Origin of the sequence: Bacillus cereus group sp. MG1, from assembly GCF_040460035.1 — a bacterium.
GTDB classification, from domain to species: domain Bacteria; phylum Bacillota; class Bacilli; order Bacillales; family Bacillaceae_G; genus Bacillus_A; species Bacillus_A cereus.
In genome coordinates, this window is record NZ_JARVGY010000001.1 from 2,724,563 (window position 1) to 2,750,921 (window position 26,359).

Here is a 26,359-nt window from a genome sequence, read left to right on the forward strand (position 1 = left end):
ACACCTCTCTCCACAAAAAATAGATGAGCTGAACTAGAGACATATCGTTTCAATGTCTATTTCGATATGGTCGTCGATAAGACCCCTTGATTTATCCTTCACGCAGTTTAGCATTCAACCTTGTTTACCACGGTACACCTAGAAATTCAGTCGCACTCATGACATTAGAGTGACTTATCCCGTTGCAGCCATGCTACACTCCCCGCTCACTTTCGATTACGGATAAGGCTACCGGTGTCGGGTTGTTATCTTGTTTCACTTCACCCGCTGATTTACTAAATCAGAGTTTACAAGGCCCTTATGGGCGCACTTTCATTTCAACAGTGTCAAATAAGGAATCTCCTGTTAAGGTTTCCGCTCTTACTTGATTGTATGGAAAACTAGCAAGTTGCGAAAATAGTACGAATACAATTAAACATACATTAAAAAGTTTTTTCATTTTTCCTCCTCTGAACATTCATTTGTCCATTGGGGACTTATTCCACATGAACAAATGGAATATTAAAAGTATTTGTTATAAGCTATTTATTTTTGTTATCCCTCCGTTTCTATACGCGTTCTCAGACAAACAGAATTATGTTCAAAGCAATATTATTTAACGTAAAACAAAATGTATATTTACACAGTTCTATGGAAATATACACAATTCGACAAAAAATGTCGAAAAAAATACTGATATAAATAATGATATCAGACCTTTATATGTGAGATAGTTTTCATGTATATCTAGTAAAAAAGAATGGTTATAAAGGTAAGTTTTACGATACATACTAACCAATGTAGTGTATCCCTTTGTGAAGGCTTATTTTTGCCTTAAAGTTATGTGGAAATAAAAATCTAGATAGGGTTGGTTTTGGTCAGAATGAAGACAATATGTACTTTGAAAATAGTCATTTATTTTGTCTAAAGAGAGTCGTGCGATTAGTGGACCGAAGTTGAAAGGTGATAGTTTCTTACATTGTTAGAGAAATATAAGGATTACAGAATATTCGACTAACACGTTACTACGGTCATTTTTGAGCCTGTTTAAACAATAAGAAAGAAGGTGTTTTACTCCTTAGTTACAATATCTTTTTAGTAAAGATAAGCTTAAGTAACCTCCGCTAAAGATTATATACTTAAATGATAAAGAGTTCAACACTAGTTCACATATTTTCCCAAAAATAAAAAACGGCTGTTTTATGTGGAATAAATCTACAAAACAGCCGTTTTTGGTATTAGATTTCTGTTAAGATTATTGGTTCACCGCGTGTTACGACAACGGTATGTTCACATTGTGCAACAAGACTTTTATCAGGTGTAACGAATGTCCAACCGTCGTCACCACGTTCAATAATATGATCAGCTTTCATAGAGATGAAAGGTTCTACAGCGATAACAAGACCGTCTTTTAGAAGTGCATTATCCATTGGGTCATAGTAACTTAAAATGTGATTTGGTGCTTCATGTAAGCTAAGACCAATGCCGTGACCAGTTAAGTTTTGAATAACATTGTATCCACTTTTATGTGCGAAGTTTGAAACAGCACGACCAATTTGATTTTGTTTTGAGCCAGCTCTAACCTTTTTCATTGCTGCCCAAAATGCATCAACCGCTGCTTGGCAAAGTTTTTCTTTTGCCTCGTCTTCTCCAAGAACAAATGAAATGCCTGTATCTGCATAATAGCCATCAAGTGCAGCAGATACATCGACGTTTACTAAGTCGCCTTCTTTTAATACACGATCTCCTGGAATACCATGAGCAACTTCTTCATTTACACTAATGCAAGTTACACCTGGAAAATCATATTCTTTTTCAGGTGCAGAAATAGCACCATGCTCATCTAATACTTTTTTACCGATCAAATCAAGCTCTTTCGTTGTCATACCTGGCTTCGCTTGTTTTTTCATTTCTTCACGTGCAAGCGCAACGATGCGGCCGATTTTTCGTAAGCCTTCTAAATCTTGTTCATTACGAATAATCATGAAAACCACTGTCCTTCCTCGAATATATATCTTATCCGATTGTATCATGTTTATTTTCGTCCTGCTACTCGCTTGCGGTATGCGGGTTGATTCCTCTCATAAAGAATACATGACAATTGTCATATCGATGTCATGACGCATCATACTGTTTCCTAAGTTTTCCAAGGAATACAATGTAAATATAAGAAACAGCGGGGGTGGAGAGATGGAAAAGATTATTGAAGTAAATGATGTTTCTAAAACATTTAAACATAAAAACGCAGTAAATAATGTTTCATTTCATGTAAATAAAGGGGAAATAGTAGCGTTGCTTGGTCCGAATGGTGCTGGGAAAACAACGACGATGTCGATGATGCTTGGGTTAAAGGAACCAACGGAAGGTAAGGTCTCTATATTTGGAAAGAGTCCAAAGCATAGAGATGTTCGTAATAGCCTCGGTGCGATGCTGCAAGAAGTAAGTGTCATTGATAGTATTACGGTGGAAGAGGCAATTGAGTTATTCCGTAGTTATTATACGAATCCTATAGAGAAAGAGACGTTACTGCAGTTATCAAATTTAGAATCAGAGCGAAAGCAAAGATGTGAGAAATTATCAGGTGGGCAAAAAAGAAGGTTAAACTTTGCGCTTGCACTTGCGGGAAATCCGGATTTGTTATTTTTAGATGAGCCGACAGTCGGAATGGATATTACGTCTCGAAGAACGTTTTGGGAAACGATTCGAAAGTTAGCAAGTGAAGGGAAAACGATTATTTTAACGACGCATTATTTAGAAGAAGCAGATGCTTTAGCAAATCGTATCTTATTATTTGCGAACGGAAAGATTATCGCAGATGTTACACCAGACGAAATGAAAGCAACGATTTCGAGAAAAACAATTACATTTTACTCAAAGGAAAGCATTCCTACAAAATTACTAAAGGAATTACCAAATGTAACAGAAGTAAAGTCAAACGAAGGACGCTTCATTTTAACAACGGAGGATACGGATGCAACTTTAAAAGCCATTTATCAAAGGAGTTTACCTGTAACAGATGTTTCAGTTGAACGTGGAAGCCTTGATGAGGCATTTGAACAGTTTGTCGCAAATCAGAAGGAGGAAATCGCATGAGAGCGTTATGGATGCAGTGCAAAATAGAAATTTTACGTACATTCCGCAATAAATTATTTATCTTTTTCTCATTATTAATGCCCGTTATGTTTTACTACATTTTTACAAATGTTGTTCAAGTACCACAAAACGGAGATGCGTGGAAAGCACATTATTTAATTTCGATGGCAACTTTCAGTATTGTAGGGACTGCACTCTTTAGTTTCGGTGTGAGACTTTCTCAGGAAAAAGGGCAAGGATGGACACATCTTTTAAAAATTACACCGCTTCCAGAGGGAGCATATTTAACAGCAAAAATTATCGCTCAAACAGTAGTAAATGCTTTTTCAATATTAGTTATTTTTATTGCAGGGATACTAATTAATCATGTTGAGTTAACGGTAGGGCAATGGATTGGTGCGGGGTTATGGTTATTATTAGGGGTAACACCATTTTTGGCGTTAGGAACAGTAATAGGTTCCATTAAGAAGGCGGACGCAGCTGCTGGCTTAGCAAATATTTTAAATATGAGTTTAGCTATAGTTGGCGGGTTATGGATGCCGATTGAAGTATTCCCAAAAATCTTAAGAACGATTGGTGAATGGACACCAACATACCATTTTGGAAGTGGTGCGTGGGATATTGTAGCTGGAAAATCAATTGGATGGGAAAATATCGCGGTATTAGGAGGTTATTTCCTTATATTTGTTGTAGTATCAATATATATAAGAAAAAGACAGGAAGCGGTATAAATGATAGAGAAGAAGAGGATTGAGATTTTTCCAAAACATATGGGATTTTTTCCGTACATGTGGCTTGTGTATTTATTATTTCCAATTTACCATTTAGCACAAGCATCAGGGTGGAAGCTTGTGCTAGGAAGCGGTATGTTGATACTTTTTATTATCACATACCGTCAGCTATATTTTGTTCAGAAGACGTTTATTTTATGGGCATGCATTCAAATGATACTCATCTTTTTATTTGCTTTATTTTATAATCCTTTTATGATATTTTTTGGCTTTTTCACAGCAAGTGCGATGGGATTTGCGCCAAATAAGAAAGTATTTCGAGTGCTGTTATGCTCGTTAGTTATAATGCTTGGAGCATTTTTATTTGTAAATATGAATCAAATAACAACTACAAGTTTAGTAAATATCGTTCCGATGTTTATTTTAATGCTTCTTACGCCATTTGGTATGCGTAATTTTAATCAGAAAAAGATGTTAAGAAATCAATTAGATGAGGCGAACGAGCAAATTAAAGACTTAGTAAAACGTGAAGAACGGCAGCGGATTGCAAGAGATCTTCATGACACATTAGGGCATACGTTATCTCTTATTACTTTAAAAAGCCAGCTTGTAGAGAAGTTAATTGTGAAAAATCCAGAGCGTGCAAGTGCGGAAGCGAAGGAAATTACACAAACTTCTCGTACAGCCTTAAAACAGCTGAGAGAATTAATTTCTGATATGCGTATGATTACGGTAGAAGAAGAGCTAGAGCAAATAAAAGCGATCTTACAAGCAGCTAATATTGAATTAGAAGTGAGGCAAGAAGCAAGATCGAGCTCGTTATCACCAATTGAACAAAATATTGTCGGGATGTGTTTACGTGAGGCTGTTACAAATGTTGTAAAACATAGTAAGGCGACGCGGTGCGCAGTTTCTGTATTAGAATCACAAGGTGAACTGATTTTGAAAGTAGAAGATAACGGAATCGGTTTAACAGATCAAAATCATGATGGAAATGGTATTCGCGGCATGAAAGAACGAATTGCTCTTATTGATGGATTTGTTGAACTAGGTACAATCAATCCAGGGACGTTGTTAACAGTAAAAGTTCCAGTTGTTATTAGAACAGGAAAAGATGAGGTGAGGGCATGATCCGAATTATTATTGCAGAAGATCAGCGGATGCTTCGTGGTGCGTTAGGGGCTCTGCTTGATCTAGAAGATGATATCGAAGTAATTGGACAAGCGGCAAACGGGGAAGAGGCGCTAAAATTAATTGAATCGTTAAAACCGGATATAAGTATCATGGATATTGAAATGCCGATTCAAAGTGGATTAGATGTTGCTGAAGCGTTAAAGAAAGAAAAATCATCATGCAAAGTAATGATTTTAACAACATTTGCACGGCCGGGATATTTTGAAAGAGCAATGAAAGCTGGTGTGCACGGCTATTTATTAAAGGATAGCCCAAGTGAAGATTTAGCGGCAGCAATTCGTAATGTAATGAAGGGGAAACGAGAGGTCTCCCAAGATTTAATGTTTGGCTTATGGCAGGAGCAAAATCCGTTGTCAGATCGCGAAAAGGAAGTATTGTTGCTTGCGAAAGAAGGAAAGACGGCAAACGAAATTGCGAAGGCACTTTATCTTTCGCCGGGTACAGTACGTAATTATATTTCTGAAGTATTAGCGAAGCTTGATGCGAAAAATAGAATTGAAGCAATTACAATTGCGGAAGAAAAGGGATGGATATGAAAAGAAGTTTACCTATGATTGGTAAACTTCTTTTTTATTATTGTACCGCTATTACTTTATTTATTTTTTGTAACGGTTTGTAACCGTGTGCTTCAAATGCCTTTGCAAATTCATTTGATACGGCAGTGCCATATAAATCTTTTGCAGCTTGTACAATATGAGATTGAAGTGATTCAAAGTCTTCAGCGGAAGTTGCATAATTTTGCAATGTACGCATAACAACTTTACTTACTTTTTCATTTCCTTGCTTTTGAACAGCAACACCGTTATATGTTTTACCTTCAGCTAATTGATATAATACGTGACTGATAATACCAGAATTTACGTGTGATTCTTGATTATTACCATCGTTATAGAAATCTTGTAAATTTGTATATAATTTATGACCGCCGTCACCAATTTCCTTTGGGATATCACGAATTGTTAGGCCGCCTAATGTATCGCCCATAATCCAGTTTCCTTTATCTTTCTTTACGTAATATTCGATTTGTGTACCCCAGAAATCCGCTAATCCCTCGTTTAGTGCAGATGTTTCAGCGCTTGGATATCTCACGACTTTATTTTTCGTCGTGCCACTAAATACAGCATGTCCAAATTCATGAGCTGTTACATCAAGAGCGGATGTTAGTTTTCCGTCTAGACCATCACCAAATACCATTTGGTTCCAAGCGGGATGCCAAAATGCATTTACATAGTCTTCTTTTACACCATCACTAACTTCAGTAGAATCAAAACCGTGTACACTAGCAACAACTTTTGAATCTTTATTGTCGTAACTTTTTAGATTATGTTCTTTCTTAAAGTAATCGTAAATATCACTCATATTCTTCATAGCGCCCGCGGCTTCTTTATCTGCAAAATTAGGATTGCTACTTGAAATTAGTGTCCCTGGATAACCAGCTTGACTATATCCTCCGAGGGAATCGGCGTAGTTTGCATTATAAATATAAATACCATTTCCGCGTGATAAATCCGCTAAATAAAATTTCCCATCAGTTCCTTTGGCAATATTGAAAGAGATGTTTTCTTGAAGTGCATTTTTCCCAGTTCCTTGCTCACTTGCAGGGGATAATCTAGGTGATGTTACTTGATTTATAGTCTTATTCTCTTTGTTTTTAATGAACTTTTCTTGGAAAAGTACTTCGCCAGTTTTTAGATCAACGATAGCATTGCCGTTTATAATTTGTTCATTGTTTTCATAAGTAAATGTAATAACAGTTGCGAATGTATAATAGCCATCTTTTTTCTTATAAACAACGGTTTCGCTAGAGAATTCTGTCTCAACTGCATCACTTGGAATTTGAACTATATCGCGTAATTTAGATTTTACTTCATTTTTCGACAAAAAATTTGTTATAGTAAGATTAGGTTGTTGATTTAAATTCTGAACAACTTTACCACTAACAGTTGTGATCACTCCATTTTTATCTACTTTTACAATGAGATCTTGGCCATATACTTTATAGTTTTTATATGTTTGTGCAAGGCGAACTTCGGTTTGATTTTCTTTAGTTTCTTTATTTGTAGGTTGGAAATCTACATTTTTTTCAGTAGTGACTTGTTCTTGTTGAGCTTTCGCCCCATTTACCTCACCTTTTAAATACTTTTTAGCAATATTTTCTTTCGTATCATTTTGAGGTTGTGTTAATTTCCCGATTGTTAAACCAGGCTGAGCAATTTCAACTTTGACTGCACTTTTGTCTAACTCTTGAGCATGAATAGCTTCTGTTGATAAAGGGCAAAGAAGACCGAATGTAACGAAAGCACTAGCAAGTTTTCTATAATTCATCTATAACACTCCTAATCTATTATTGTATGTGAGATGAATTGTATGAAAAATTTGCCGAATTATATATATATTATGCATTATTTCATATCAAAAATTGTCGAATTCACATTATTGTAGTGGTATGACAACTTAAAAAACTAGATTGTTATAATGGGATGGTGAGTAAGTATGCACGCAGAAAAATTAGGAAGTGAAATTAAGAAAATTAGGGTGATGAGAGGATTAACACAAAAACAGTTATCCGAGAACATATGTCATCAATCGGAAGTAAGTCGAATTGAATCGGGCGCGGTATACCCAAGTATGGATATATTGCAAGGTATTGCAGCAAAATTACAAGTTCCCATCATTCATTTTTATGAGGTACTTATTTATTCTGATATTGAGAGGAATAAGCAGTTAAAAGATCAAATTATTCTGCTTTGTAAGCAAAAAAAATATAAAGAAATTTATAATAGAGTATGCAATGAATTGAAAAAGGAAGAATATCATCCCGAGCTTCAGCAATTTCTTCAATGGCAATATTATGTAGCTGCTTACGTATTGAAAAAAATCGATTACGAATATTGCATTTTAGAATTAAAGAAATTGCTCAATCAACAACTGGTAGGAATAGATGTATATCAGAACCTTTATATTGAAAACGCAATTGCAAACATTTATGCTGAAAACGGCTATTTGAAGCAGGGTATTGATTTGTTTGAAAATATATTAAAACAATTAGAGGCATTGCATGATAATAAAGAGTTTGATGTGAAGGTGAGACATAATCATGCAAAAGCATTATACATAGACAATCAATACGAAGAAGCGCTTTGTCACGCAAATAAAGCCATTGACCTATCGTGTCGAATTAACAGTATGACATTGATTGGGCAGTTATACTTTCGAAAAGGTGAATGCCTAGCAAAACTTGGGTGTGATAGAGCAGAAATTGAAGATGCTTACGAAAAAGCATGCTTCTTTTTTGATATATTAGGAAACCATGAATTAAAAGAATCACTTATAAAAAAAATGAAGAAATAAAAAAGACATAAAGAACAAATATGCATAATTGCATAAAGTCTGGATAATTTTTCATGATATATTTAAAGAAAAAATGCGGGTGATGGAATATGAAAAAACTACTTATTGGTAGTTTACTAACGTTAGCGATGGCATGGGGTATTTCATTAGGAGATACAGCATTAGAGAAAAACCAAATAATTTCTCATAATAATCAAGAGATACAATTAGCTAATGAAGTACCTTTTGAGTTCTAAAAAACAACCGTCTTACTTAGACGGTTGTTTTTTTATGGAGTAACATCCAAACGTCTTTACTAGAAACAGGTTTGCTAATAAAGAATCCTTGAATGTGATCACAATTTTGTTTATGTAAAAATTCCCATTCTTCTGCTGTTTCTACACCTTCTGCAATCACTTTTAAATTTAGTTCTTTTGATAGTGTAATAATGGAAGAGACAATTGCTTCTTCTAAAGGGCTAGTTGTAATTCCACAAATAAACTCTCGAGCGATTTTTAATGTGTTGATTGGATATTTTGTTAAATAAGCTAAAGAACTATAACCAGTACCAAAGTCGTCGATTGAAATTTGAATACCGAGATTTTGAAGTTGTTCTAGTTTTGCAACTACAGATTGATTTTGATTAATTGCGATGCTTTCCGTAATTTCAATATCTAGTGCTTCTGGTTTCAGTTCTGTCTCTTCCAACACCTTTGAAATAGTTGGGATTAAATCTGCATGGTTAAATTGAACAACAGATAAATTCACACCAACTTTTAAGTGAGAAAAACCTTGATTATGCCATCTTTTTGCTTCTAAACAGGCAGTACGTAAAATCCAATTGCCAAGTTCAATAATAAAACCAGTTTCCTCTGCTAGAGGGATAAATTGGGCAGGAGATACGATACCGAGTTTTGGATGCTTCCAACGTATTAATGCTTCAAAACCGATAATTTGTTTTGTTTTTGTGCTTACTTGTGGCTGGTATTCAAGGAAAAATTCATTTTGTTGTAATGCTTTTGAAAGTTCACCTTCTAAGAATTGAATTTCATTTTGAGCGATACTCATTTCTTTTGAGAAGAAAACAAATCTGTTTTTTCCATTTGCTTTCGCACGATACATAGCCATATCAGCATTTTTCATTAACTCATTTACATCAGTTCCATAATCAGGGTACATCGCAATTCCGATACTTGGTGTAATAGAGAGTTCTTCGCCTTGAATGAAGAATGGTTTGTTTAAAATAGTTAAAATCTGTTCAGCTATAAAAATTGCACTTTTTTCTGAGTACATTTCTGGTAATAGAATTGTAAACTCATCTCCACCTTGACGAGCGACGATATCTTTTGAACGCAAGCAACCGCGTAATCTTTTTGCTACTTCAATTAATAATAAATCTCCGACGTCATGACCAAGTCTATCGTTAATTTTTTTAAATCGATCTAAATCAAGGAATATGACGGCGACATCATTTGCGTTAGTTTGAGCTGTATTTAAAATGGCTTTTAAATCTTTTTCGAACTTTCGGCGATTTGGTAATCCAGTAAGTGCATCGTGAAAGGCTAAATGTTCTACTTGTTTTTGTTTTTCATATAAGGTGGTAATATCACGTGCTATCCCAAACATTCCGACCACTTCTTTGTTTATAAAAGTAGGGATAAGTGTAATATGAAGATAATAATAATAGCCTTCTTGTTCTTTTGTCCGAACTTCTAACGTTTGTGGCCTACCTTCCTTTGTAATTTGTAAAGCCTTCTTTAGTAGTTCGTGGTCTTTTGAATCAATGAAGTGTACCAGAGAATAGCTTGCCACTTGGCAATAATAGGCAGTAAATAAGCTTTCGCAAGCCTTATTAGATTGTTGAAAAATGCCATTCATATTTAAAGAGAAAACGGCATCGGGATGATCTTCGAATAAAGACTTATAGCGTTGTTCACTTTTTGATAATGCAAATGCACCTTCTTCAACTTCATCCTCTAGTTGTGTAGTCAACTGTTCATATGTAAGGATTAGTGCTTGATTATCTTTCCACATGTAAAGTTGCCGCAAGAATAACAAAATAAGTGATAATACGAGACCAATTAACATAAATTTATCATCCCAAGGTTGAATGATAATAAAGGAAAAAGTAATAATTATACTAAAATAAGGTAGTATAAAACGTACATAATCGAATCGATAATATTTTGCTTTTGTTTCATGTTGCATTGGTTTATCCAAGATATATAGTATGGAAGAAAGTCCAATTAATAAAATAGAAGCAGTGTGTATTAAATAATTAAATTCAGGAGAAGTTTTCATCCCAAAATTTAATTGAAACAGATGAATGTAACCGTATACGAGTATAATAGTGAAACCGATAATTAATGCGATTCTACTAGAAGAATATTGTTCTCTTCTATATAGACTAATAACGGCGTAAATTACTAATGATTGTGCAATAAAATAGCCAATTAAAATCCAAGTTTCCTTTGTTAACATACGGAAGCTTGAAAGGTCCAAGATAAAAGTTAAAGTGAAATAAATGTTCATAATAACAATAAAGATGCTATCGAATGAAAATTGAGCAAGACCCTTAATAGAGTAAATTTTTATAAACTTTATAGCAAATCCAACAAAGAGTAAAACATATTGTATGATAAAAAAAGGTAATGCTTTATATGAGAATATAACTTGCTTATGAATAGAAAGTGAAGGAAGAAATAAAGTTATTTCCATAGCTAACCCGCATAGACAAGTACATAATAATAAAATCCAAAATAATTTATCACCATGCGTCATTTTTCTAATCGCTTTACATAAGCAATAGCAAGAAAAAAGTGCAGCGAAACAGAATAAGAAAAGAATCCCGATTTCTTTTATATTCGACTCATTTGGTATAAGGAATATCCAAAGAGCAAATATAAATATGTATATTATGACAGATTGTATATACTTTTTTTGATTAATCATATTATGACTCCGTTTCAATAAAGTTGAATCTCGGGGAGAAAATGCTAATTTAAATAATAGCATATAAAACAGAATGTTTTTTACTATAAAAATTACTTTTTTGAAAAAATGGTGCAAAGTTACAATTTACCACTGTAACATTGCACCACTTATTCTTTTAATTCCTCTTATAGCAGAAAGTTCATCTATTAATTGGAATAGTGCTAAGTCTTTTTGTTTACTTTCAATCATAATATCGAAATTATGATTGTGTTTTTTTGCAATGTGTAAGAAAGGCTTAATAAACTCTAAATCGATATATTCAGCATGAGCCCTAAATTCTTTTTCCGATCTCGGGGAGGAAATGTGAACTTTAGGAGAGATATTTGTATGTGACCAAGTTTCAAAAATTGCAGGAAGCAACTCTTCTAGTGGTTCCTCGCAAAGATTGGCCATATGATGATGATGATAATCAAATACAAATGGAATATTTTCTTTTTGGCAAATGGATAAAGTTTCAGCGGTTGTATAGGTTTTATCATCATTTTCAAGAGTCATTTGTTTTTTTATATGTGTAGGAAGTTTTTTTATGTTTTCATGGAAGCGCTCAATTGCCTTTTCTTTATTTCCATAGGCTCCACCTACATGAATATTAATGTAAGAAGAATCTGCAATGCCTATAGCATCCAATATTTTATAATGATAAGTCATATCCGTAATAGCGTTAGTAGTAATATGTGGCTTGTCGCTTGTAAATAGCGTAAATTGATTTGGATGAAAACTTATTCGTAAATTGTGTTCTTTAATTAAAGCCCCTATTTTACGCCAAAGTGGTGTGAATACCCCAATATAGTCAAACTCGACTTCGGGATGTGTTGCAAGTGGGACGATGGAAGACGATAGGCGATATAGTGGGATTTCATGCGCTATATTGTAATGAAGGATACGTATTGTGTGCTCTAAATTTTGCTTTATAACATGGTACAGTTTGTCTTCTCGTTCTTGCTTGCTAAGTTTCTTAAAGCTTGTAAACGTCATTGTTTTGGCAGGAGAACAGTCCCAGAGTGCCATTGCATGTGAGACATATCCAAACCGTATAATCATATGAGATACACCTCTTTTATTCATTGTCTTTCCTATAAAAAGAAAGCAAATATTGTTCCAATCCATTCCTTTCCTCTATTGATAAGAGAAGGCGGGTTTACATCGCTATATGAAAGTACGGATGCATTCTCTAGATCTTCATGAAATTTATTTTTTACTGTTTGAATGAAATGTTTATTATATAACAGGCAGTTTATTTCATGGTTAATATATAAACTTCTCATATCAAAGTTTGCCGTTCCGATATCACAAATATCATCGTCCACTATAATAATTTTGGCGTGAAAAAACCCTTGTTGAAATGCATAAATATTGCAACCAGCCTGTATTAATTTTCGGCAGTACGGGAATTTTGCTTCCCGAACGAGAGGGTGATCAGCTTTTTCTGGAACAAGAATTGTGATTTGAACCCCTCTTTCTGTTGCTTTTAATAAGGCATTCATAATTTTTTTTCCAGGAATGAAATATGGCGTACCGATACAGATTTCTTTTTTTGCTCCGTTAATTAAATGTAAAAAAGTATGCTGTAAATAAGCACCATCAGTCGGAATAAATTGATGCAAGATGGTACCTGGTTGTTGTTTTGGAAAATAAAGAGAAGCATCCAATAAATTCTGTTTCGTATCATCAAACCAATCATGCAAAAATTGCTTTTGTAAATCTTGAACCCCTTCTCCTGTAAGACGTAAATGATAGTCTCGCCATAATCCTAAGTGTTCATTATGCCCTAGATACTCTTCGCCAATATTAAATCCCCCGATATAGCCGGTTTTCCCATCAATCACTGTAATTTTTCTATGATTTCTTTGATTGGCAGAAAAGAAAGGAAGAGGAAATTTTACCTTATGACAAAATGAAAAAGATACACCATGTTTTTGCAGGGAGCGAATAGCTTCGTTTGATAAAGAATGGCTGCCAAATCGATCAAGTAAAAGTCGTACTTCAATTCCTTCCTGAGCCTTATCAATCAGCAAATTTAAAAATTCACGACTGATTTTATCGTTTTTTACAATGAAGAATAAAATATGAATGTGGTGCTGTGCTTGTTTTATATCAGTAAATAAAGCGTCATATAAATCTTTCCCATATGTATAAAGGTGAAAATCACTTTGACGTAAAGGGAAAGTGCGAGAGCTTACCTGTTTTAAATGAAGAAGTCTCCCGTATGAAAGGTCAATTGTAATCCAAAGAGCAACGGATATTAACAAAAGAGATAAGTAGAGCATCAGTGAATTCCCTCCTTCGCATTCTTTTCACCTTCAGTATGTTACAAATGATACGGGTAGCACGGCTGTTATTATAAATTTCTTTAGAGGATAGATGTTGTACTAATTAAAGTTTCACTTTATCCTGCTTTAACGGGCAGTAAGCCTTTCACCTCAAAAAATGTTGGATAAGTAGAAGTTAGTTAGGAAATCAACTGCCCGTAAAAGCCCGATGGGTTCAACTAATAATCAGTGGGGGATGAACCACCCCTACTGATTAAAGTTTCACTTTATAGTTTCACCGAAATAAACAGCTTTATGAAAAAATGTGTTGTTCTATAACAAAAAACTGTTGACTGAATGCTCACTCATTATATAATGGGGATAGGGGATATAATTCAGAAAATTATATATTTTTGAAGATTCAAAAAGAAAGAGGGCTTACAAAGAGAGGGGTAGCATAAAAATGAATAGCTTACTGATTATTAATTGGCTGGCTGCCATTGCTGTTATTGCTTATGCAGGATATTTGTTTGTATATCTTATACGGACGAGAATGGCCTACATACAATTAGGAAAAAAAATTGAGTTTGACCGTCGTTTTAAAGAGCGTTGGGATCTCCTTAAGGTCAATGTTTTCGGTCAGAAAAAGCTGCTGAAAGATAAGAAAAGCGGCATCATTCACGTTATGTTCTTTTACGGATTTATTCTTGTCCAATTTGGAGCAATTGACTTCGTTTGGAAAGGACTCGCACCAGGATCACATCTTCCACTTGGACCACTATACCCTGCATTTACATTCTTCCAGGAAATTGTCACACTTGTTATTTTAATTGCAGTATTTTGGGCTTTTCATAGACGTTATGTAGAAAAGCTTGTTCGTTTAAAACGTAACTTCAAATCAGGTCTTGTTCTTATTTTTATCGGTGGTTTAATGATTTCTGTGCTACTTGGTAACGGTATGGGACTTATATGGCATGGCGAGGAGCTTTCATGGAGTGAACCAATTGCTTCTGCAATCGCTTACGTTTTTAGCGGGATAAATGAAACCGTAGCCATTTCAGTGTTCTATTTTTCTTGGTGGGTGCATTTACTAATTTTGTTAACGTTTTTAGTGTATGTTCCACAATCAAAACATGCGCATTTAATTGCAGGACCAGCTAATGTATTCTTCGGTCGTCTTTCAAACCCAGGGAAGCTTGAAAAGATTGATTTTGAAGATGAAACGCAAGAAACATTTGGTGTTGGTAAAATTGAAAACTTTAGACAAAATCAACTTATTGACTTATACGCTTGTGTAGAGTGTGGCCGTTGTACAAATATGTGTCCGGCAACAGGAACAGGAAAAATGTTATCACCGATGGACTTAATTTTAAAACTTCGCGATCATTTAACTGATAAAGGAGCTGCGGTAACATCAAAAGCACCGTGGGTTCCAGTAGTTGCCTTCAATAATACACAAGGAAATCAGTTAGCGATGATGGCGGCTGGAAAAGGGCAACAAGAATCAGCGTCTACAACGCTCGCTTACGATCCGAGTTTAATCGGAGATGTTATTACAGAAGAAGAGATCTGGGCATGTACAACGTGCCGTAACTGTGAAGATCAATGCCCAGTTATGAATGAGCATGTTGACAAAATTATTGACTTACGTCGATATCTCGTTTTGACTGAAGGAAAAATGGACGCGGAAGCACAACGCGCGATGACAAATATCGAGCGTCAAGGAAATCCGTGGGGGCTGAACCGTAAAGAGCGTGAAACATGGCGCCAAGGTGATGACGAAGTAACAGTTCCAACTGTAAAAGAAAAATCAAAAGCTGGGGAGGAATTCGAGTATTTATTCTGGGTTGGTTCAATGGGATCATACGACAATCGTAGTCAGAAGATTGCGATATCGTTTGCGAAGTTAATGAACGAAGCAGGCATTTCATTCGCAATTCTCGGTAATAAAGAAAAGAATTCTGGAGATACACCACGCCGCCTTGGAAATGAATTTGTATTCCAAGAGATGGCGACAAAGAATATCGAAGAATTTGAAAAGGCAGGAGTGAAGAAAATCGTTACGATTGATCCTCATGCTTATAACACATTTAAAAATGAGTATCCGGACTTTGGCTTGCAAGCAGAAGTCTATCATCATACAGAATTGTTAGCTCAGTGGGTGAAAGAAGGGCGCTTAAAGCCTGTTCACGCTATTGAAGAAACAGTTACGTACCATGATTCCTGTTATTTAGGAAGATACAACGAAGTGTATGAAGCGCCACGTGACATTTTGAAAGCGATTCCTGGAGTGAATCTTGTAGAAATGGCACGTAACCGTGAAACGGGAATGTGCTGTGGCGCAGGTGGTGGCTTAATGTGGATGGAAGAAACAACAGGTTCACGTATTAACGTTGCTCGTACAGAACAAGCATTAGCTGTACAGCCATCCATTATCGGTACAGGTTGTCCATATTGCTTAACGATGATCAGTGATGGAACGAAAGCGAAAGAGGTAGAAGAGAAAGTTCAAACTCTTGATGTGACAGAGATTTTAGAACGATCTGTTATCGGACAGAAAAAAGAAGCGATGTAGTTTGTAAGAATGTATACAACTTTAGAAAGAGGTGCAATGATTGCACCTCTTCTCAACGTAGGGATACCGAGCGGGCGCTCAGTGTTAAAAAATGAAATGGGGGAAAGAAACATGAGTAAAACAGTTATTTTAAGTGCTGCAAGAACACCAGTTGGAAAATTTGGAGGATCTTTAAAAGATGTAAAAGCGACGGAACTTGGAGGAATTGCAATTAAAGCAGCGCTTGAAAGAGCAAATGTTGCGGCTAGTGATGTTGAAGAAGTTATATTTGGAACGGTTATTCAAGGTGGACAGGGGCAAATTCCATCGCGCCAAGCTGCAAGGGCCGCTGGAATCCCATGGGAAGTGCAGACGGAAACAGTGAATAAAGTTTGTGCATCAGGGCTTCGTGCGGTTACGTTGGCGGATCAGATTATTCGTACTGGCGATCAATCACTAATTGTAGCTGGCGGTATGGAGTCGATGAGTAACAGTCCTTACATTTTACGCGGAGCAAGATGGGGATACAGAATGGGCAATAACGAAGTTGTTGATTTAAACGTTGCTGACGGTTTAACATGTGCATTTTCAGGTACACACATGGGCGTTTATGGCGGAGAAGTTGCGAAAGAAGATGGAATTTCTCGCGAAGCGCAAGATGAATGGGCATATCGTAGCCATCAGCGTGCGGTTTCAGCGCATAAAGAAGGGCGTTTTGAAGAGGAAATCGTGCCAGTAACGATTCCGCAAAGAAAAGGCGATCCTATTGTCGTTGCAAAGGATGAGGCGCCACGTGAAGATACAACGATTGAAAAGTTAGCAAAGTTAAAACCTGTATTTGATAAGACAGCGACGGTGACAGCTGGTAATGCGCCGGGACTAAATGATGGTGGTGCCGCACTTGTATTAATGAGCGAAGACAGAGCGAAGCAAGAAGGAAGAAAGCCATTAGCGACAATTTTGGCGCATACAGCAATTGCAGTGGAATCTAAAGATTTCCCAAGAACGCCAGGTTATGCAATTAACGCATTGCTTGAAAAAACAGGCAAGAAAATTGAAGACATCGATTTATTCGAGATTAATGAAGCATTTGCAGCGGTAGCAATTGCAAGTACAGAAATCGCAGGAATTGATCCGGAAAAATTGAATGTAAATGGCGGCGCGGTAGCGATGGGACATCCAATTGGAGCAAGCGGAGCGCGCATTATCGTTACACTAATCCATGCACTTAAGCAGCGCGGCGGCGGAATTGGAATTGCTTCGATTTGTAGCGGTGGCGGTCAAGGGGACGCAGTGATGATTGAAGTCCACTAATTAAAGTTCGAGGGTATAAAATTTATTAACAATTAAGGGGGAAGAAAAAATGGGTGTACAAAACATTGTTGTAATTGGTGCAGGGCAAATGGGATCAGGAATTGCACAAGTATGTGCAATGGCAGGATATGACGTGAAGGTACAAGATTTAAAGCAAGAGCAATTAGATAGAGGAATGGCTATCATTACGAAAAACTTAGCGCGCCAAGTAGAAAAAGGACGCATGAAGGAAGAAGAGAAGGAAGCGACATTAAATCGTCTTACAGTAACGCTTGATTTAGATTGTGTGAAAGAAGCGGATCTTATTATTGAAGCAGCTGTTGAGAAAATGGATATTAAAAAGAAAATCTTTGCGAATCTAGATGAAATTGCTCCAGAACACGCAATTTTAGCGACGAATACGTCATCTCTGCCAATTACAGAAATTGCAGCGGTAACGAAGCGTCCGGAAAAAGTAATCGGTATGCACTTTATGAATCCAGTTCCAGTTATGAAGCTTGTTGAGATTATTCGTGGTTTGGCTACCGATGATGCGGTATATGAAGCAATTGAAGATATTACGAAAAAAATTGGGAAAGTACCAGTTGAAGTGAATGATTTCCCAGGTTTTGTATCAAACCGCATTTTACTACCGATGATTAACGAAGCAATTTATACGTTATATGAAGGTGTAGCGACGAAAGAAGCAATTGATGAAGTCATGAAGCTTGGTATGAACCATCCGATGGGGCCTTTGACACTCGCTGATTTTATCGGTTTAGATACGTGTTTATACATTATGGAAGTGTTGCATGAAGGATTAGGAGATAGTAAATATCGCCCATGTCCATTATTACGTAAGTATGTGAATGCAGGATGGTTAGGGCGTAAAACAGGTCGTGGATTCTACGTTTACGAATAAATGCCCCCTTTGTTACAACATAGTGGTCTTACCAAATTATTTAAAGGATATATAGCAAATGGAGGCGGAATATATGAACTTTCGTTTTAATGAAGAGCAGCAAATGATGAGGAAAATGGTTCGGGATTTTGCACAGAAGGAAATAGCTCCCTTTGTTCCTAGTATGGAACAAGGGGTGTTCCCGAAAGAGATTTTGCAAAAGATGGGTGAGCTTGGATTAATGGGTATTCCAGCGCCTGCAAAATACGGCGGGGCAGAAATGGACTTTATTTCTTACATTCTAGCAATTGAGGAAATCTCAAAGGTAAGTGCAACAGTTGGTGTAATTTTAGCTGTACATACGTCAGTTGGAATGAATCCGATTTTATATTTTGGAACAGAAGAACAGAAGAAAAAATATGTTTCTAAACTTGCAACCGGGGAATATTTAGGTGCATTTGCTTTAACAGAGCCAAATGCAGGATCAGATGCAGGGAGTTTGAAATCAAGAGCTGTGAAAAAAGGTGATCATTATATTATTAATGGATCGAAAGTGTTTATTACAAATGGTGGTGAAGCAAGTACATACATTGTATTCGCTTCTACAAATCCAGAGGCAGGAAAAAGTGGTATTTCTGCATTTATAGTAGAGAAAGATACACCTGGTTTAATCATTGGAAAAGATGAACATAAGATGGGACTTCTCGGTTCTCGTACAGTACAACTTACTTTTGAAGATATGAAAGTGCCAGCTGAGAATTTACTTGGGGAAGAAGGACAAGGATTCAAAGTGGCGATGGCGAATTTAGATGTTGGGCGAATTGGAATCGGTGCGCAGGCTTTAGGAATTGCTGAAGCGGCGCTTGGCTGTGCAATTGATTATGCAAAAGAAAGAGAGCAATTCGGGAAGCCAATTGCGGCGCAGCAAGGGATTGGCTTCAAGCTTGCAGATATGGCAACAAGTGTCGAGGCAGCAAGGTTACTCGTATATAGAGCGGCATCTCTTAGGGCACAAGGATTACCATGCGGTAAAGAAGCATCTATTGCGAAATTATTTGCTTCTAAGACAGCGGTTGAAGTCGCGATTGAGGCGGTGCAAGTATTTGGTGGTTACGGTTATACGAAAGACTATCCAGTAGAACGATTTTTCCGTGATGCGAAAATTACGCAAATATATGAAGGAACAAGTGAAATACAGAAACTTGTTATTAGCCGTGCTTTATAAAAGGGCGAGGGGGAGACGGAGATGCATTTTAAACTATCAGAAGAACATGAAATGATAAGAAAAATGGTTCGAGATTTTGCTAAAAATGAAGTGGCACCAACAGCAGCTGAGCGTGATGAAGAAGAGCGATTTGATCGAGAGTTATTTGATCAAATGGCAGAGCTTGGTTTAACTGGTATTCCATGGCCTGAAGAGTACGGTGGAATTGGAAGCGATTACTTAGCATACGTAATCGCTATTGAAGAATTATCTCGCGTTTGTGCTTCAACAGGTGTAACACTGTCTGCGCATACTTCACTTGCGGGATGGCCAATTTTTAAATTTGGGACGGAAGAGCAAAAGCAAAAGTTTTTACGGCCGATGGCTGAAGGGAAGAAAATTGGTGCATACGGCTTAACGGAACCAGGATCTGGATCGGATGCTGGTGGAATGAAGACAATCGCAAAGAGAGATGGCGATCATTATATTTTAAATGGATCAAAAATTTTCATTACAAATGGCGGTATTGCTGATATTTATGTTGTTTTTGCGCTAACTGATCCTGAATCGAAGCAGCGCGGTACGAGTGCATTTATTGTAGAAAGTGATACACCGGGATTTTCAGTTGGGAAGAAGGAGAGCAAGCTAGGGATTCGCTCTTCACCAACGACTGAAATTATGTTTGAAGATTGCCGTATTCCTGTAGAGAATCTACTTGGAGGAGAGGGGCAAGGGTTTAAAGTTGCGATGCAAACATTAGATGGAGGTCGTAACGGTATTGCGGCGCAAGCTGTTGGGATTGCACAAGGGGCTTTAGATGCTTCTGTAGAATATGCAAGGGAGCGCCATCAGTTTGGAAAACCAATTGCGGCGCAGCAAGGGATTGGCTTTAAACTTGCGGATATGGCAACAGATGTAGAAGCAGCACGCCTTTTAACATATCAAGCGGCTTGGCTTGAATCAGAAGGGCTTCCGTATGGAAAAGAATCAGCGATGTCAAAAGTATTTGCAGGCGATGCAGCGATGAAGGTGACGACTGAAGCGGTGCAAGTATTTGGTGGTTACGGTTATACGAAAGATTATCCAGTAGAGCGTTATATGCGAGATGCAAAGATTACACAAATATATGAAGGAACACAAGAGATTCAGAGGCTTGTAATTTCTCGTATGTTAACGAAGTAGGAACGAAAGCGTAGGTATTTTCCTACGCTTTTTCCTTCCAAAAAATAATAGAGAGAGGTGAAGGGAATGGTTAAACATAATGTGCATGCATCGGTGAAAGATGAAAAATTAGTTGCGTTAAGACGTGAACAAATGATTAAAGGTGCGGTGCAACTGTTTAAACAAAAAGGATTTCCGCGTACAACAACGAGAGAGATTGCAAAAGCGGCTAGGTTTAGTATAGGGACACTTTATGAGTACATTCGTACCAAAGATGATGTTTTATATTTAGTTTGTGATAGTATATATGAACATGTAAAAGAAAGATTAGAGGAAGTAGTGTGTACAGAAAAAGGGAGTATAGAAAGTTTAAAGATAGCAATAACGAATTACTTTAAAGTGATGGACGAATTACAGGAAGAAGTATTGATAATGTATCAAGAGGTACGCTTTTTACCGAAAGAATCACTTCCGTATGTATTAGAAAAGGAGTTTCAAATGGTAGGAATGTTCGAGAATATTTTAGAACAGTGTACGGAAAATGGAACATTTACATTAAATAAAAAAGAAATACAGCTTCTTGCGCATAATATTTTTATACAAGGACAGATGTGGGGATTTAGACGCTGGGCGCTGCAAAAACTGTATACGCTCGAAGAATATACAGAAATGCAAATTAGGTATGTATTGCAAGGGGCCCATATGCTTCCGAAATAAGGAACAGACAAATTATAATTTTACTACCCTATAAAAGTTTCCCGTTTTTTTTGTAGCATATTTGTGCGACTTTTGTTTATAATGAATAGTATGGATTTTTTTAAGCAGGCCGTTATATATAAGGTTATATTTGATGAAAGGAAGTGCCGCATAAGTGGATTTTAAGCAATATTCACCAGAAGAGCTAAAAGAATGTTCAATGATTGAAGTTGTACATAGCGTTTTAGGGGATAAAAAACAAGCAACGACATTCAACGAGTTGGTTCAAGAAATCGCTCAAGTGCTGGGACTATCTCAAGAGCAAGTTAATGCGAAAATCGCACAATTTTATACAGACTTAAACATCGATGGACGTTTCATTAATTTAGGAGAAAATCGTTGGGGACTACGCAGCTGGTACCCATATGAGCAAATTGATGAAGAAATCTTGCCTCAACCAAAACCGAAGAAGAAACGTAAAGTTGAAGAAGACGGTTTTGACGACTACATTGAAGAAGACGAAGATGACTTCGACGATGCAGACGTAAGTGAAGATGAAGACGATGTAGAAGATTTGGACAAGGTTCTTGAAGAAGAAGACGGAGATGACGACGATCTTGATGATTTAGACGAAGATGACGACGACTTCGCTGAAGAAGAACTTGAGTATGATGAAACTGAAGAAGAAGAAGAGGAAGAACTGTAGTTCTTGACTTTTCATTATCGTCCATGTAGAATCATTTTTGGGCTCTTTAAAAAAGGACGATAATACTTTTAAAGTGTAAATATAAAAGAAAATTGCTCCCTACTTATTACTTTTTGTGATGAGGGGAGCAATTTTCTTTTTTGTTTTTTGTTTAGAAAATAAAAAGAGTCTAACAATAAGATGGATACAGTGTTATCTACATACGTTGCGCTTTGCAACGGTGATTATATAACAGCAAAATAGAAGGGAGCTTTTTCATGACTAAGTATATTTTTGTAACAGGCGGTGTAGTATCGTCTTTAGGAAAAGGTATTACAGCAGCATCTCTTGGAAGACTTTTAAAAAATCGTGGTTTAAACGTAACGATTCAAAAGTTTGATCCATACATTAACGTAGACCCAGGGACTATGAGCCCATACCAACACGGTGAGGTATTCGTAACAGATGATGGCGCAGAAACTGACTTAGACCTTGGTCACTATGAGCGTTTCATCGACATTAACTTAAACAAATACAGCAACGTAACAACAGGTAAAATTTACTCTTCAGTTCTTCAAAAAGAGCGTCGCGGTGAATATTTAGGAGGAACAGTTCAAGTTATTCCTCATATTACTAACGAAATTAAAGAACGCGTATATCGTTCTGGTCGTGAAACAAATGCGGATGTTGTTATTACAGAAATCGGTGGAACTGTTGGTGACATCGAGTCTCTACCATTCTTAGAAGCAATCCGTCAAATTAAGAGCGACATCGGTCGTGACAATGTAATGTACATTCACTGTACGTTAATCCCGTACTTAAAAGCAGCGGGTGAAATGAAGACAAAACCAACACAACATAGTGTTAAAGAACTTCGTAGCTTAGGTATTCAACCAAACATTATCGTTGTTCGTACAGAAATGCCTGTTTCTCAAGATATGAAAGACAAGCTTGCATTATTCTGTGACATCGATACAAAAGCAGTTATCGAAGCTCGCGATGCAGATACTTTATATGCGGTTCCATTATCTCTTCAAGAACAAAACATGGACCAAATCGTTTGTGACCACTTAAAATTAGACAATCCAGCTGCAGATATGACAGAGTGGATTGCGCTAGTTAACAAAGTGCGTAATCTTTCTAAGAAAACAAAAATCGCTCTTGTTGGTAAATATGTAGAACTTCAAGATGCTTATATTTCTGTTGTAGAAGCACTTCGTCATGCTGGTTACTCATTCGACACAGATGTAGAAGTAAAATGGGTAAATGCTGAGCACGTAACAGCAGAAAACGTAAAAGAATTAGTTGGCGATACAGATGGTATCCTTGTACCAGGTGGCTTCGGCGATCGTGGTGTAGAAGGTAAAATCGTTGCGATTCAATATGCTCGTGAAAACAAAGTTCCATTCTTAGGAATTTGCTTAGGTATGCAACTTGCATCAATCGAATTCGCACGTAATGTATTAGGTTTAGAAGGTGCTAACTCTTCTGAAATCAACCCTGACACACCATATGCAATCATCGACTTATTACCAGAACAAAAAGATGTAGAGGACCTAGGTGGTACACTTCGTCTTGGTCTATACCCATGTAAGCTTGCTGAAGAAACAAATGCTTACAATGCTTATAATGAGCCGGTTGTATATGAACGTCATCGTCATCGTTATGAGTTCAACAACCAGTTCCGTCCGGATATGGAAAAAGAAGGATTTGTATTCTCTGGTACAAGCCCAGACGGCCGTCTAGTTGAAATCATTGAATTAAAAGACCACCCTTGGTTCGTGGCAGCACAGTTCCACCCAGAACTTGTTTCTCGTCCAAACCGTCCACAACCATTGTTCCATGACTTCGTAAGAGCTTCTATTACGAATAAAGAGAGCAAGTAATAAAAAAAGCGCCTGAAATAAGGCGCTTTTTTTAATATTCATTTAACATTTCATCGATTGTAAATTTGATTCCGTGATAAGCAAATAAAGCTACTATTAAACTTGGGAATCCGTAGCGATTACCTTCATCGTCTGGAATAAGACCTTTTAACAGTTTTGTATTAATATGTACGTCTGTATATCGTTCGAGTGATTCCGTACCTTCTTGAAGAGCAGAAATGCCGACAATAGAGTGTCCCTCTTCTTGTAGTTTTTTTGCAATTTCTACAACCGCTTCATCTGTTGAAAAACGGCTAATAAGAAGTACACGATCCGCAGAGGTTACTTCTGCTTCTTTACCATTTTCAAATAAGCGTTTTGCTTGCTTCATTGGTTCAGCACCGAATAGTGCCTCGGCAACAACGCCTTCCATTTCATTTGTACCATGTAAATAAATGAAACCATCGCCAACTAGTGCTTGAGCAAGTAAACGAGCACTATCTTCTATATTCATTTCTTCTTTTTGAGAAACTCTGGAGAAATAACCACTTAATTGAGTTGAAAAAATTTTTAACATAATGTTACTCCCTTCGTACGTGTTTGCCGGCTTTCATTATAGTTTATTTTTTTAGAAAGGTGAAATCGTAGGGTAGCATAACAAAATAGGAAACGGTAAAATAAGAAAGAATAGGAAGGAATTTGCCAAAGAATAGCGAAAATAAATCGTTAAGATATAAGAAGCTTTAAATCTTGTACTTACACAGAAAGGTTGGGAATTATGGAAGGTAAAATTTTAATCGTTGATGATCAATATGGGATTCGTGTGCTATTACATGAAGTGTTCCAAAAAGAAGGTTATCAGACATTCCAAGCAGCAAATGGATTTCAAGCTTTAGATATCGTGAAAAAAGATAATCCAGATTTAGTAGTGTTAGATATGAAAATTCCAGGCATGGATGGTATAGAGATTTTAAAGCATGTAAAAGAAATTGATGAGAGTATTAAAGTAATTTTAATGACTGCTTATGGAGAGCTTGATATGATCCAAGAAGCAAAAGATTTAGGTGCTTTAATGCATTTTGCTAAACCATTTGATATTGATGAAATTCGTCAAGCTGTGAGAAATGAGCTCGCTGTAGAGGCGTAAAAATGAATTTTTTATAAAAAATATGGAAAAAAGCGTTTACATGGACTATTGTGCAGGTGAATACGGTTGAGTTTTTGAGTACAAGTTGTTATCCTATTGAGTGTAGAAAAAAGTCCGGTATGTAGATATACATATTTTACCTTATTCTGGTCATACTACCAGCGATAAGAACTTATCGGATACAAAAAACGTTTTTTAGGAGGATTCACCATGCCTTTAGTTTCTATGAAAGAAATGCTAAACAAAGCACTAGAAGGAAAATACGCAGTTGGTCAATTCAACATGAACAACTTAGAGTGGACTCAAGCTATCTTAGCTGCTGCGGAAGAAGAAAAATCTCCTGTAATCCTAGGTGTATCTGAGGGTGCAGCTCGTCATATGACTGGTTTCAAAACAGTTGTAGCTATGGTTAAAGCTTTAATCGAAGAAATGAACATCACTGTTCCTGTAGCGATTCACCTTGATCATGGTTCAAGCTTCGAAAAATGTAAAGAAGCAATCGATGCAGGTTTCACATCTGTAATGATCGACGCTTCTCACCACCCATTCGAAGAAAACGTTGAAACTACTAAACAAGTAGTAGAATACGCACACGCTCGTAACGTATCTGTTGAAGCTGAGCTTGGAACAGTTGGCGGACAAGAAGACGACGTAATCGCTGAAGGCGTAATTTACGCTGACCCAGCAGAGTGTAAGCACCTTGTTGAAGCAACAGGTATCGATTGCCTAGCTCCAGCTTTAGGTTCTGTACACGGTCCTTACAAAGGTGAGCCTAACTTAGGATTCGCTGAAATGGAACAAGTTCGTGACTTCACTGGCGTACCTTTAGTATTACATGGTGGTACTGGTATCCCAACTGCTGATATCGAAAAAGCTATCTCTTTAGGTACTTCAAAAATCAACGTAAACACTGAGAACCAAATCGAGTTTACAAAAGCTGTTCGTGAAGTATTAAACAAAGACCAAGAAGTTTACGATCCTCGTAAATTTATCGGACCTGGCCGCGACGCTATCAAAGCAACTGTTATTGGTAAAATTCGCGAATTCGGTTCTAACGGTAAAGCGTAAGAATAAAATTCCGTTTTGGAAACCGTCTAGTCTTTTAGACGGTTTCCTTTCGTTGTATAATGAAAGCGTGAACAAGTCTAAAGATTTTATCATTTTTGGTTTTTAAATAGAAAATAATGTGCATAGTCCTATTAATAAATGTGATAACGTATCTAAATTGATAAAGTGAATTCGATGAATAGTTGATCTTTATCTATTCGTGCTACAGGAGAAAT

The 26,359-nt window shown here is 36.7% G+C and carries 23 protein-coding genes; 16 read left to right on the forward strand and 7 right to left on the reverse strand.

Going from position 1 to position 26,359, the window contains the following annotated elements; translation table 11 throughout:
• Positions 1-298: 298 nt before the first annotated feature.
• Both QCI79_RS14135 and map read right to left on the reverse strand, forming a co-directional pair.
• The gene (locus QCI79_RS14135) at positions 299-439 is read right to left on the reverse strand and encodes a hypothetical protein (protein ID WP_021727731.1); all 141 of its coding nucleotides are present in this window, start codon (positions 437-439) and stop codon (positions 299-301) included.
• Positions 440-1,217: 778 nt separating this feature from the next.
• Positions 1,218-2,012, reverse strand: a complete 795-nt coding sequence (gene map, locus QCI79_RS14140) for a type I methionyl aminopeptidase (RefSeq protein WP_003313889.1) — start codon at positions 2,010-2,012, stop codon at positions 1,218-1,220.
• Between the two features lie 157 nt (positions 2,013-2,169).
• Here map and QCI79_RS14145 point away from each other — a divergent pair, with 157 nt between their 5' ends.
• Genes QCI79_RS14145 through QCI79_RS14160 form a run of 4 tightly spaced genes read left to right on the forward strand, consistent with a single transcriptional unit; the run spans position 2,170 to position 5,533 of the window.
• The gene (locus tag QCI79_RS14145) at positions 2,170-3,072 is read left to right on the forward strand and encodes an ABC transporter ATP-binding protein (protein ID WP_000411114.1); all 903 of its coding nucleotides are present in this window, start codon (positions 2,170-2,172) and stop codon (positions 3,070-3,072) included.
• Positions 3,069-3,803 (forward strand): ABC transporter permease, encoded by a 735-nt coding sequence (locus tag QCI79_RS14150; RefSeq protein WP_001202427.1) that lies wholly within the window; start codon positions 3,069-3,071, stop codon positions 3,801-3,803. The genes QCI79_RS14145 and QCI79_RS14150 overlap by 4 nt, the downstream gene beginning before the upstream one ends.
• Positions 3,804-4,934 (forward strand): sensor histidine kinase, encoded by a 1,131-nt coding sequence (locus QCI79_RS14155; protein ID WP_000570624.1) that lies wholly within the window; start codon positions 3,804-3,806, stop codon positions 4,932-4,934.
• Positions 4,931-5,533, forward strand: a complete 603-nt coding sequence (locus QCI79_RS14160) for a response regulator transcription factor (protein ID WP_000619244.1) — start codon at positions 4,931-4,933, stop codon at positions 5,531-5,533. The genes QCI79_RS14155 and QCI79_RS14160 overlap by 4 nt, the downstream gene beginning before the upstream one ends.
• A 37-nt stretch (positions 5,534-5,570) precedes the next feature.
• Here QCI79_RS14160 and QCI79_RS14165 read toward each other — a convergent pair whose 3' ends face one another.
• On the reverse strand, positions 5,571-7,322 hold the full coding sequence (locus tag QCI79_RS14165; RefSeq protein ID WP_001109508.1) for a M4 family metallopeptidase: 1,752 nt from the start codon (positions 7,320-7,322) through the stop codon (positions 5,571-5,573).
• 168 nt (positions 7,323-7,490) lie between these two features.
• Between QCI79_RS14165 and QCI79_RS14170 the strand changes: the two genes are divergently transcribed.
• Together QCI79_RS14170 and QCI79_RS14175 are read left to right on the forward strand one after the other, a co-directional pair.
• Positions 7,491-8,348 carry a helix-turn-helix domain-containing protein gene (locus tag QCI79_RS14170; RefSeq protein WP_000542925.1) on the forward strand — a complete coding sequence of 286 codons (858 nt, stop codon included), beginning with the start codon at positions 7,491-7,493 and terminating at the stop codon, positions 8,346-8,348.
• A gap of 89 nt (positions 8,349-8,437) precedes the next feature.
• Positions 8,438-8,584, forward strand: coding sequence for a quorum-sensing peptide PapR (locus QCI79_RS14175; protein ID WP_000734726.1), 147 nt, complete (start codon positions 8,438-8,440; stop codon positions 8,582-8,584).
• A 16-nt stretch (positions 8,585-8,600) separates the two neighbouring features.
• Here QCI79_RS14175 and QCI79_RS14180 read toward each other — a convergent pair whose 3' ends face one another.
• From QCI79_RS14180 to cls, 3 genes are all read right to left on the reverse strand, one after another.
• Complete coding sequence (locus tag QCI79_RS14180; protein ID WP_000609931.1) at positions 8,601-11,279, reverse strand: DUF4084 domain-containing protein; 2,679 nt, start codon at positions 11,277-11,279, stop codon at positions 8,601-8,603.
• A 126-nt stretch (positions 11,280-11,405) separates the two neighbouring features.
• Positions 11,406-12,362, reverse strand: a complete 957-nt coding sequence (uvsE, locus tag QCI79_RS14185; RefSeq protein WP_021727732.1) for a UV DNA damage repair endonuclease UvsE — start codon at positions 12,360-12,362, stop codon at positions 11,406-11,408.
• A gap of 32 nt (positions 12,363-12,394) precedes the next feature.
• The gene (cls, locus tag QCI79_RS14190) at positions 12,395-13,588 is read right to left on the reverse strand and encodes a cardiolipin synthase (protein ID WP_021727733.1); all 1,194 of its coding nucleotides are present in this window, start codon (positions 13,586-13,588) and stop codon (positions 12,395-12,397) included.
• A 445-nt stretch (positions 13,589-14,033) separates the two neighbouring features.
• On the opposite strand from cls, the gene QCI79_RS14195 reads away from it, so the two are divergent.
• The 8 genes from QCI79_RS14195 (at position 14,034) to pyrG (ending at position 23,950) form a co-directional block, all read left to right on the forward strand.
• Positions 14,034-16,145: a (Fe-S)-binding protein gene (locus QCI79_RS14195; RefSeq protein WP_001086778.1), complete on the forward strand. Its 2,112-nt coding sequence runs from the start codon at positions 14,034-14,036 to the stop codon at positions 16,143-16,145.
• A 9-nt stretch (positions 16,146-16,154) separates the two neighbouring features.
• Positions 16,155-17,438, forward strand: a complete 1,284-nt coding sequence (locus tag QCI79_RS14200) for an acetyl-CoA C-acetyltransferase (RefSeq protein WP_002101582.1) — start codon at positions 16,155-16,157, stop codon at positions 17,436-17,438.
• A 49-nt stretch (positions 17,439-17,487) separates the two neighbouring features.
• Entirely contained in the window at positions 17,488-18,339 is an 852-nt protein-coding gene (locus tag QCI79_RS14205) for a 3-hydroxybutyryl-CoA dehydrogenase (protein WP_000538880.1), read from the forward strand.
• Positions 18,340-18,412: 73 nt separating this feature from the next.
• On the forward strand, positions 18,413-19,543 hold the full coding sequence (locus QCI79_RS14210) for an acyl-CoA dehydrogenase (protein WP_001011179.1): 1,131 nt from the start codon (positions 18,413-18,415) through the stop codon (positions 19,541-19,543).
• A gap of 21 nt (positions 19,544-19,564) precedes the next feature.
• The gene (acdA, locus tag QCI79_RS14215; RefSeq protein ID WP_000545545.1) at positions 19,565-20,704 is read left to right on the forward strand and encodes an acyl-CoA dehydrogenase AcdA; all 1,140 of its coding nucleotides are present in this window, start codon (positions 19,565-19,567) and stop codon (positions 20,702-20,704) included.
• Positions 20,705-20,770: 66 nt separating this feature from the next.
• Positions 20,771-21,400, forward strand: coding sequence for a TetR/AcrR family transcriptional regulator (locus tag QCI79_RS14220; RefSeq protein ID WP_021727735.1), 630 nt, complete (start codon positions 20,771-20,773; stop codon positions 21,398-21,400).
• A gap of 154 nt (positions 21,401-21,554) precedes the next feature.
• Positions 21,555-22,085, forward strand: a complete 531-nt coding sequence (gene rpoE / locus QCI79_RS14225; RefSeq protein ID WP_000346280.1) for a DNA-directed RNA polymerase subunit delta — start codon at positions 21,555-21,557, stop codon at positions 22,083-22,085.
• A 257-nt stretch (positions 22,086-22,342) separates the two neighbouring features.
• Positions 22,343-23,950 (forward strand): CTP synthase, encoded by a 1,608-nt coding sequence (gene pyrG / locus QCI79_RS14230; protein ID WP_000170451.1) that lies wholly within the window; start codon positions 22,343-22,345, stop codon positions 23,948-23,950.
• Positions 23,951-23,981: 31 nt separating this feature from the next.
• Here pyrG and QCI79_RS14235 read toward each other — a convergent pair whose 3' ends face one another.
• Positions 23,982-24,506 (reverse strand): DUF2529 domain-containing protein, encoded by a 525-nt coding sequence (locus QCI79_RS14235; RefSeq protein WP_021727736.1) that lies wholly within the window; start codon positions 24,504-24,506, stop codon positions 23,982-23,984.
• 201 nt (positions 24,507-24,707) lie between these two features.
• Between QCI79_RS14235 and spo0F the strand changes: the two genes are divergently transcribed.
• Positions 24,708-25,076, forward strand: a complete 369-nt coding sequence (gene spo0F / locus QCI79_RS14240) for a sporulation initiation phosphotransferase Spo0F (protein WP_000398594.1) — start codon at positions 24,708-24,710, stop codon at positions 25,074-25,076.
• A gap of 210 nt (positions 25,077-25,286) precedes the next feature.
• A complete protein-coding gene (locus tag QCI79_RS14245) occupies positions 25,287-26,144 on the forward strand; it encodes a class II fructose-bisphosphate aldolase (protein ID WP_001131855.1) in 858 nt (285 codons plus the stop codon).
• Positions 26,145-26,359: the final 215 nt, after the last annotated feature.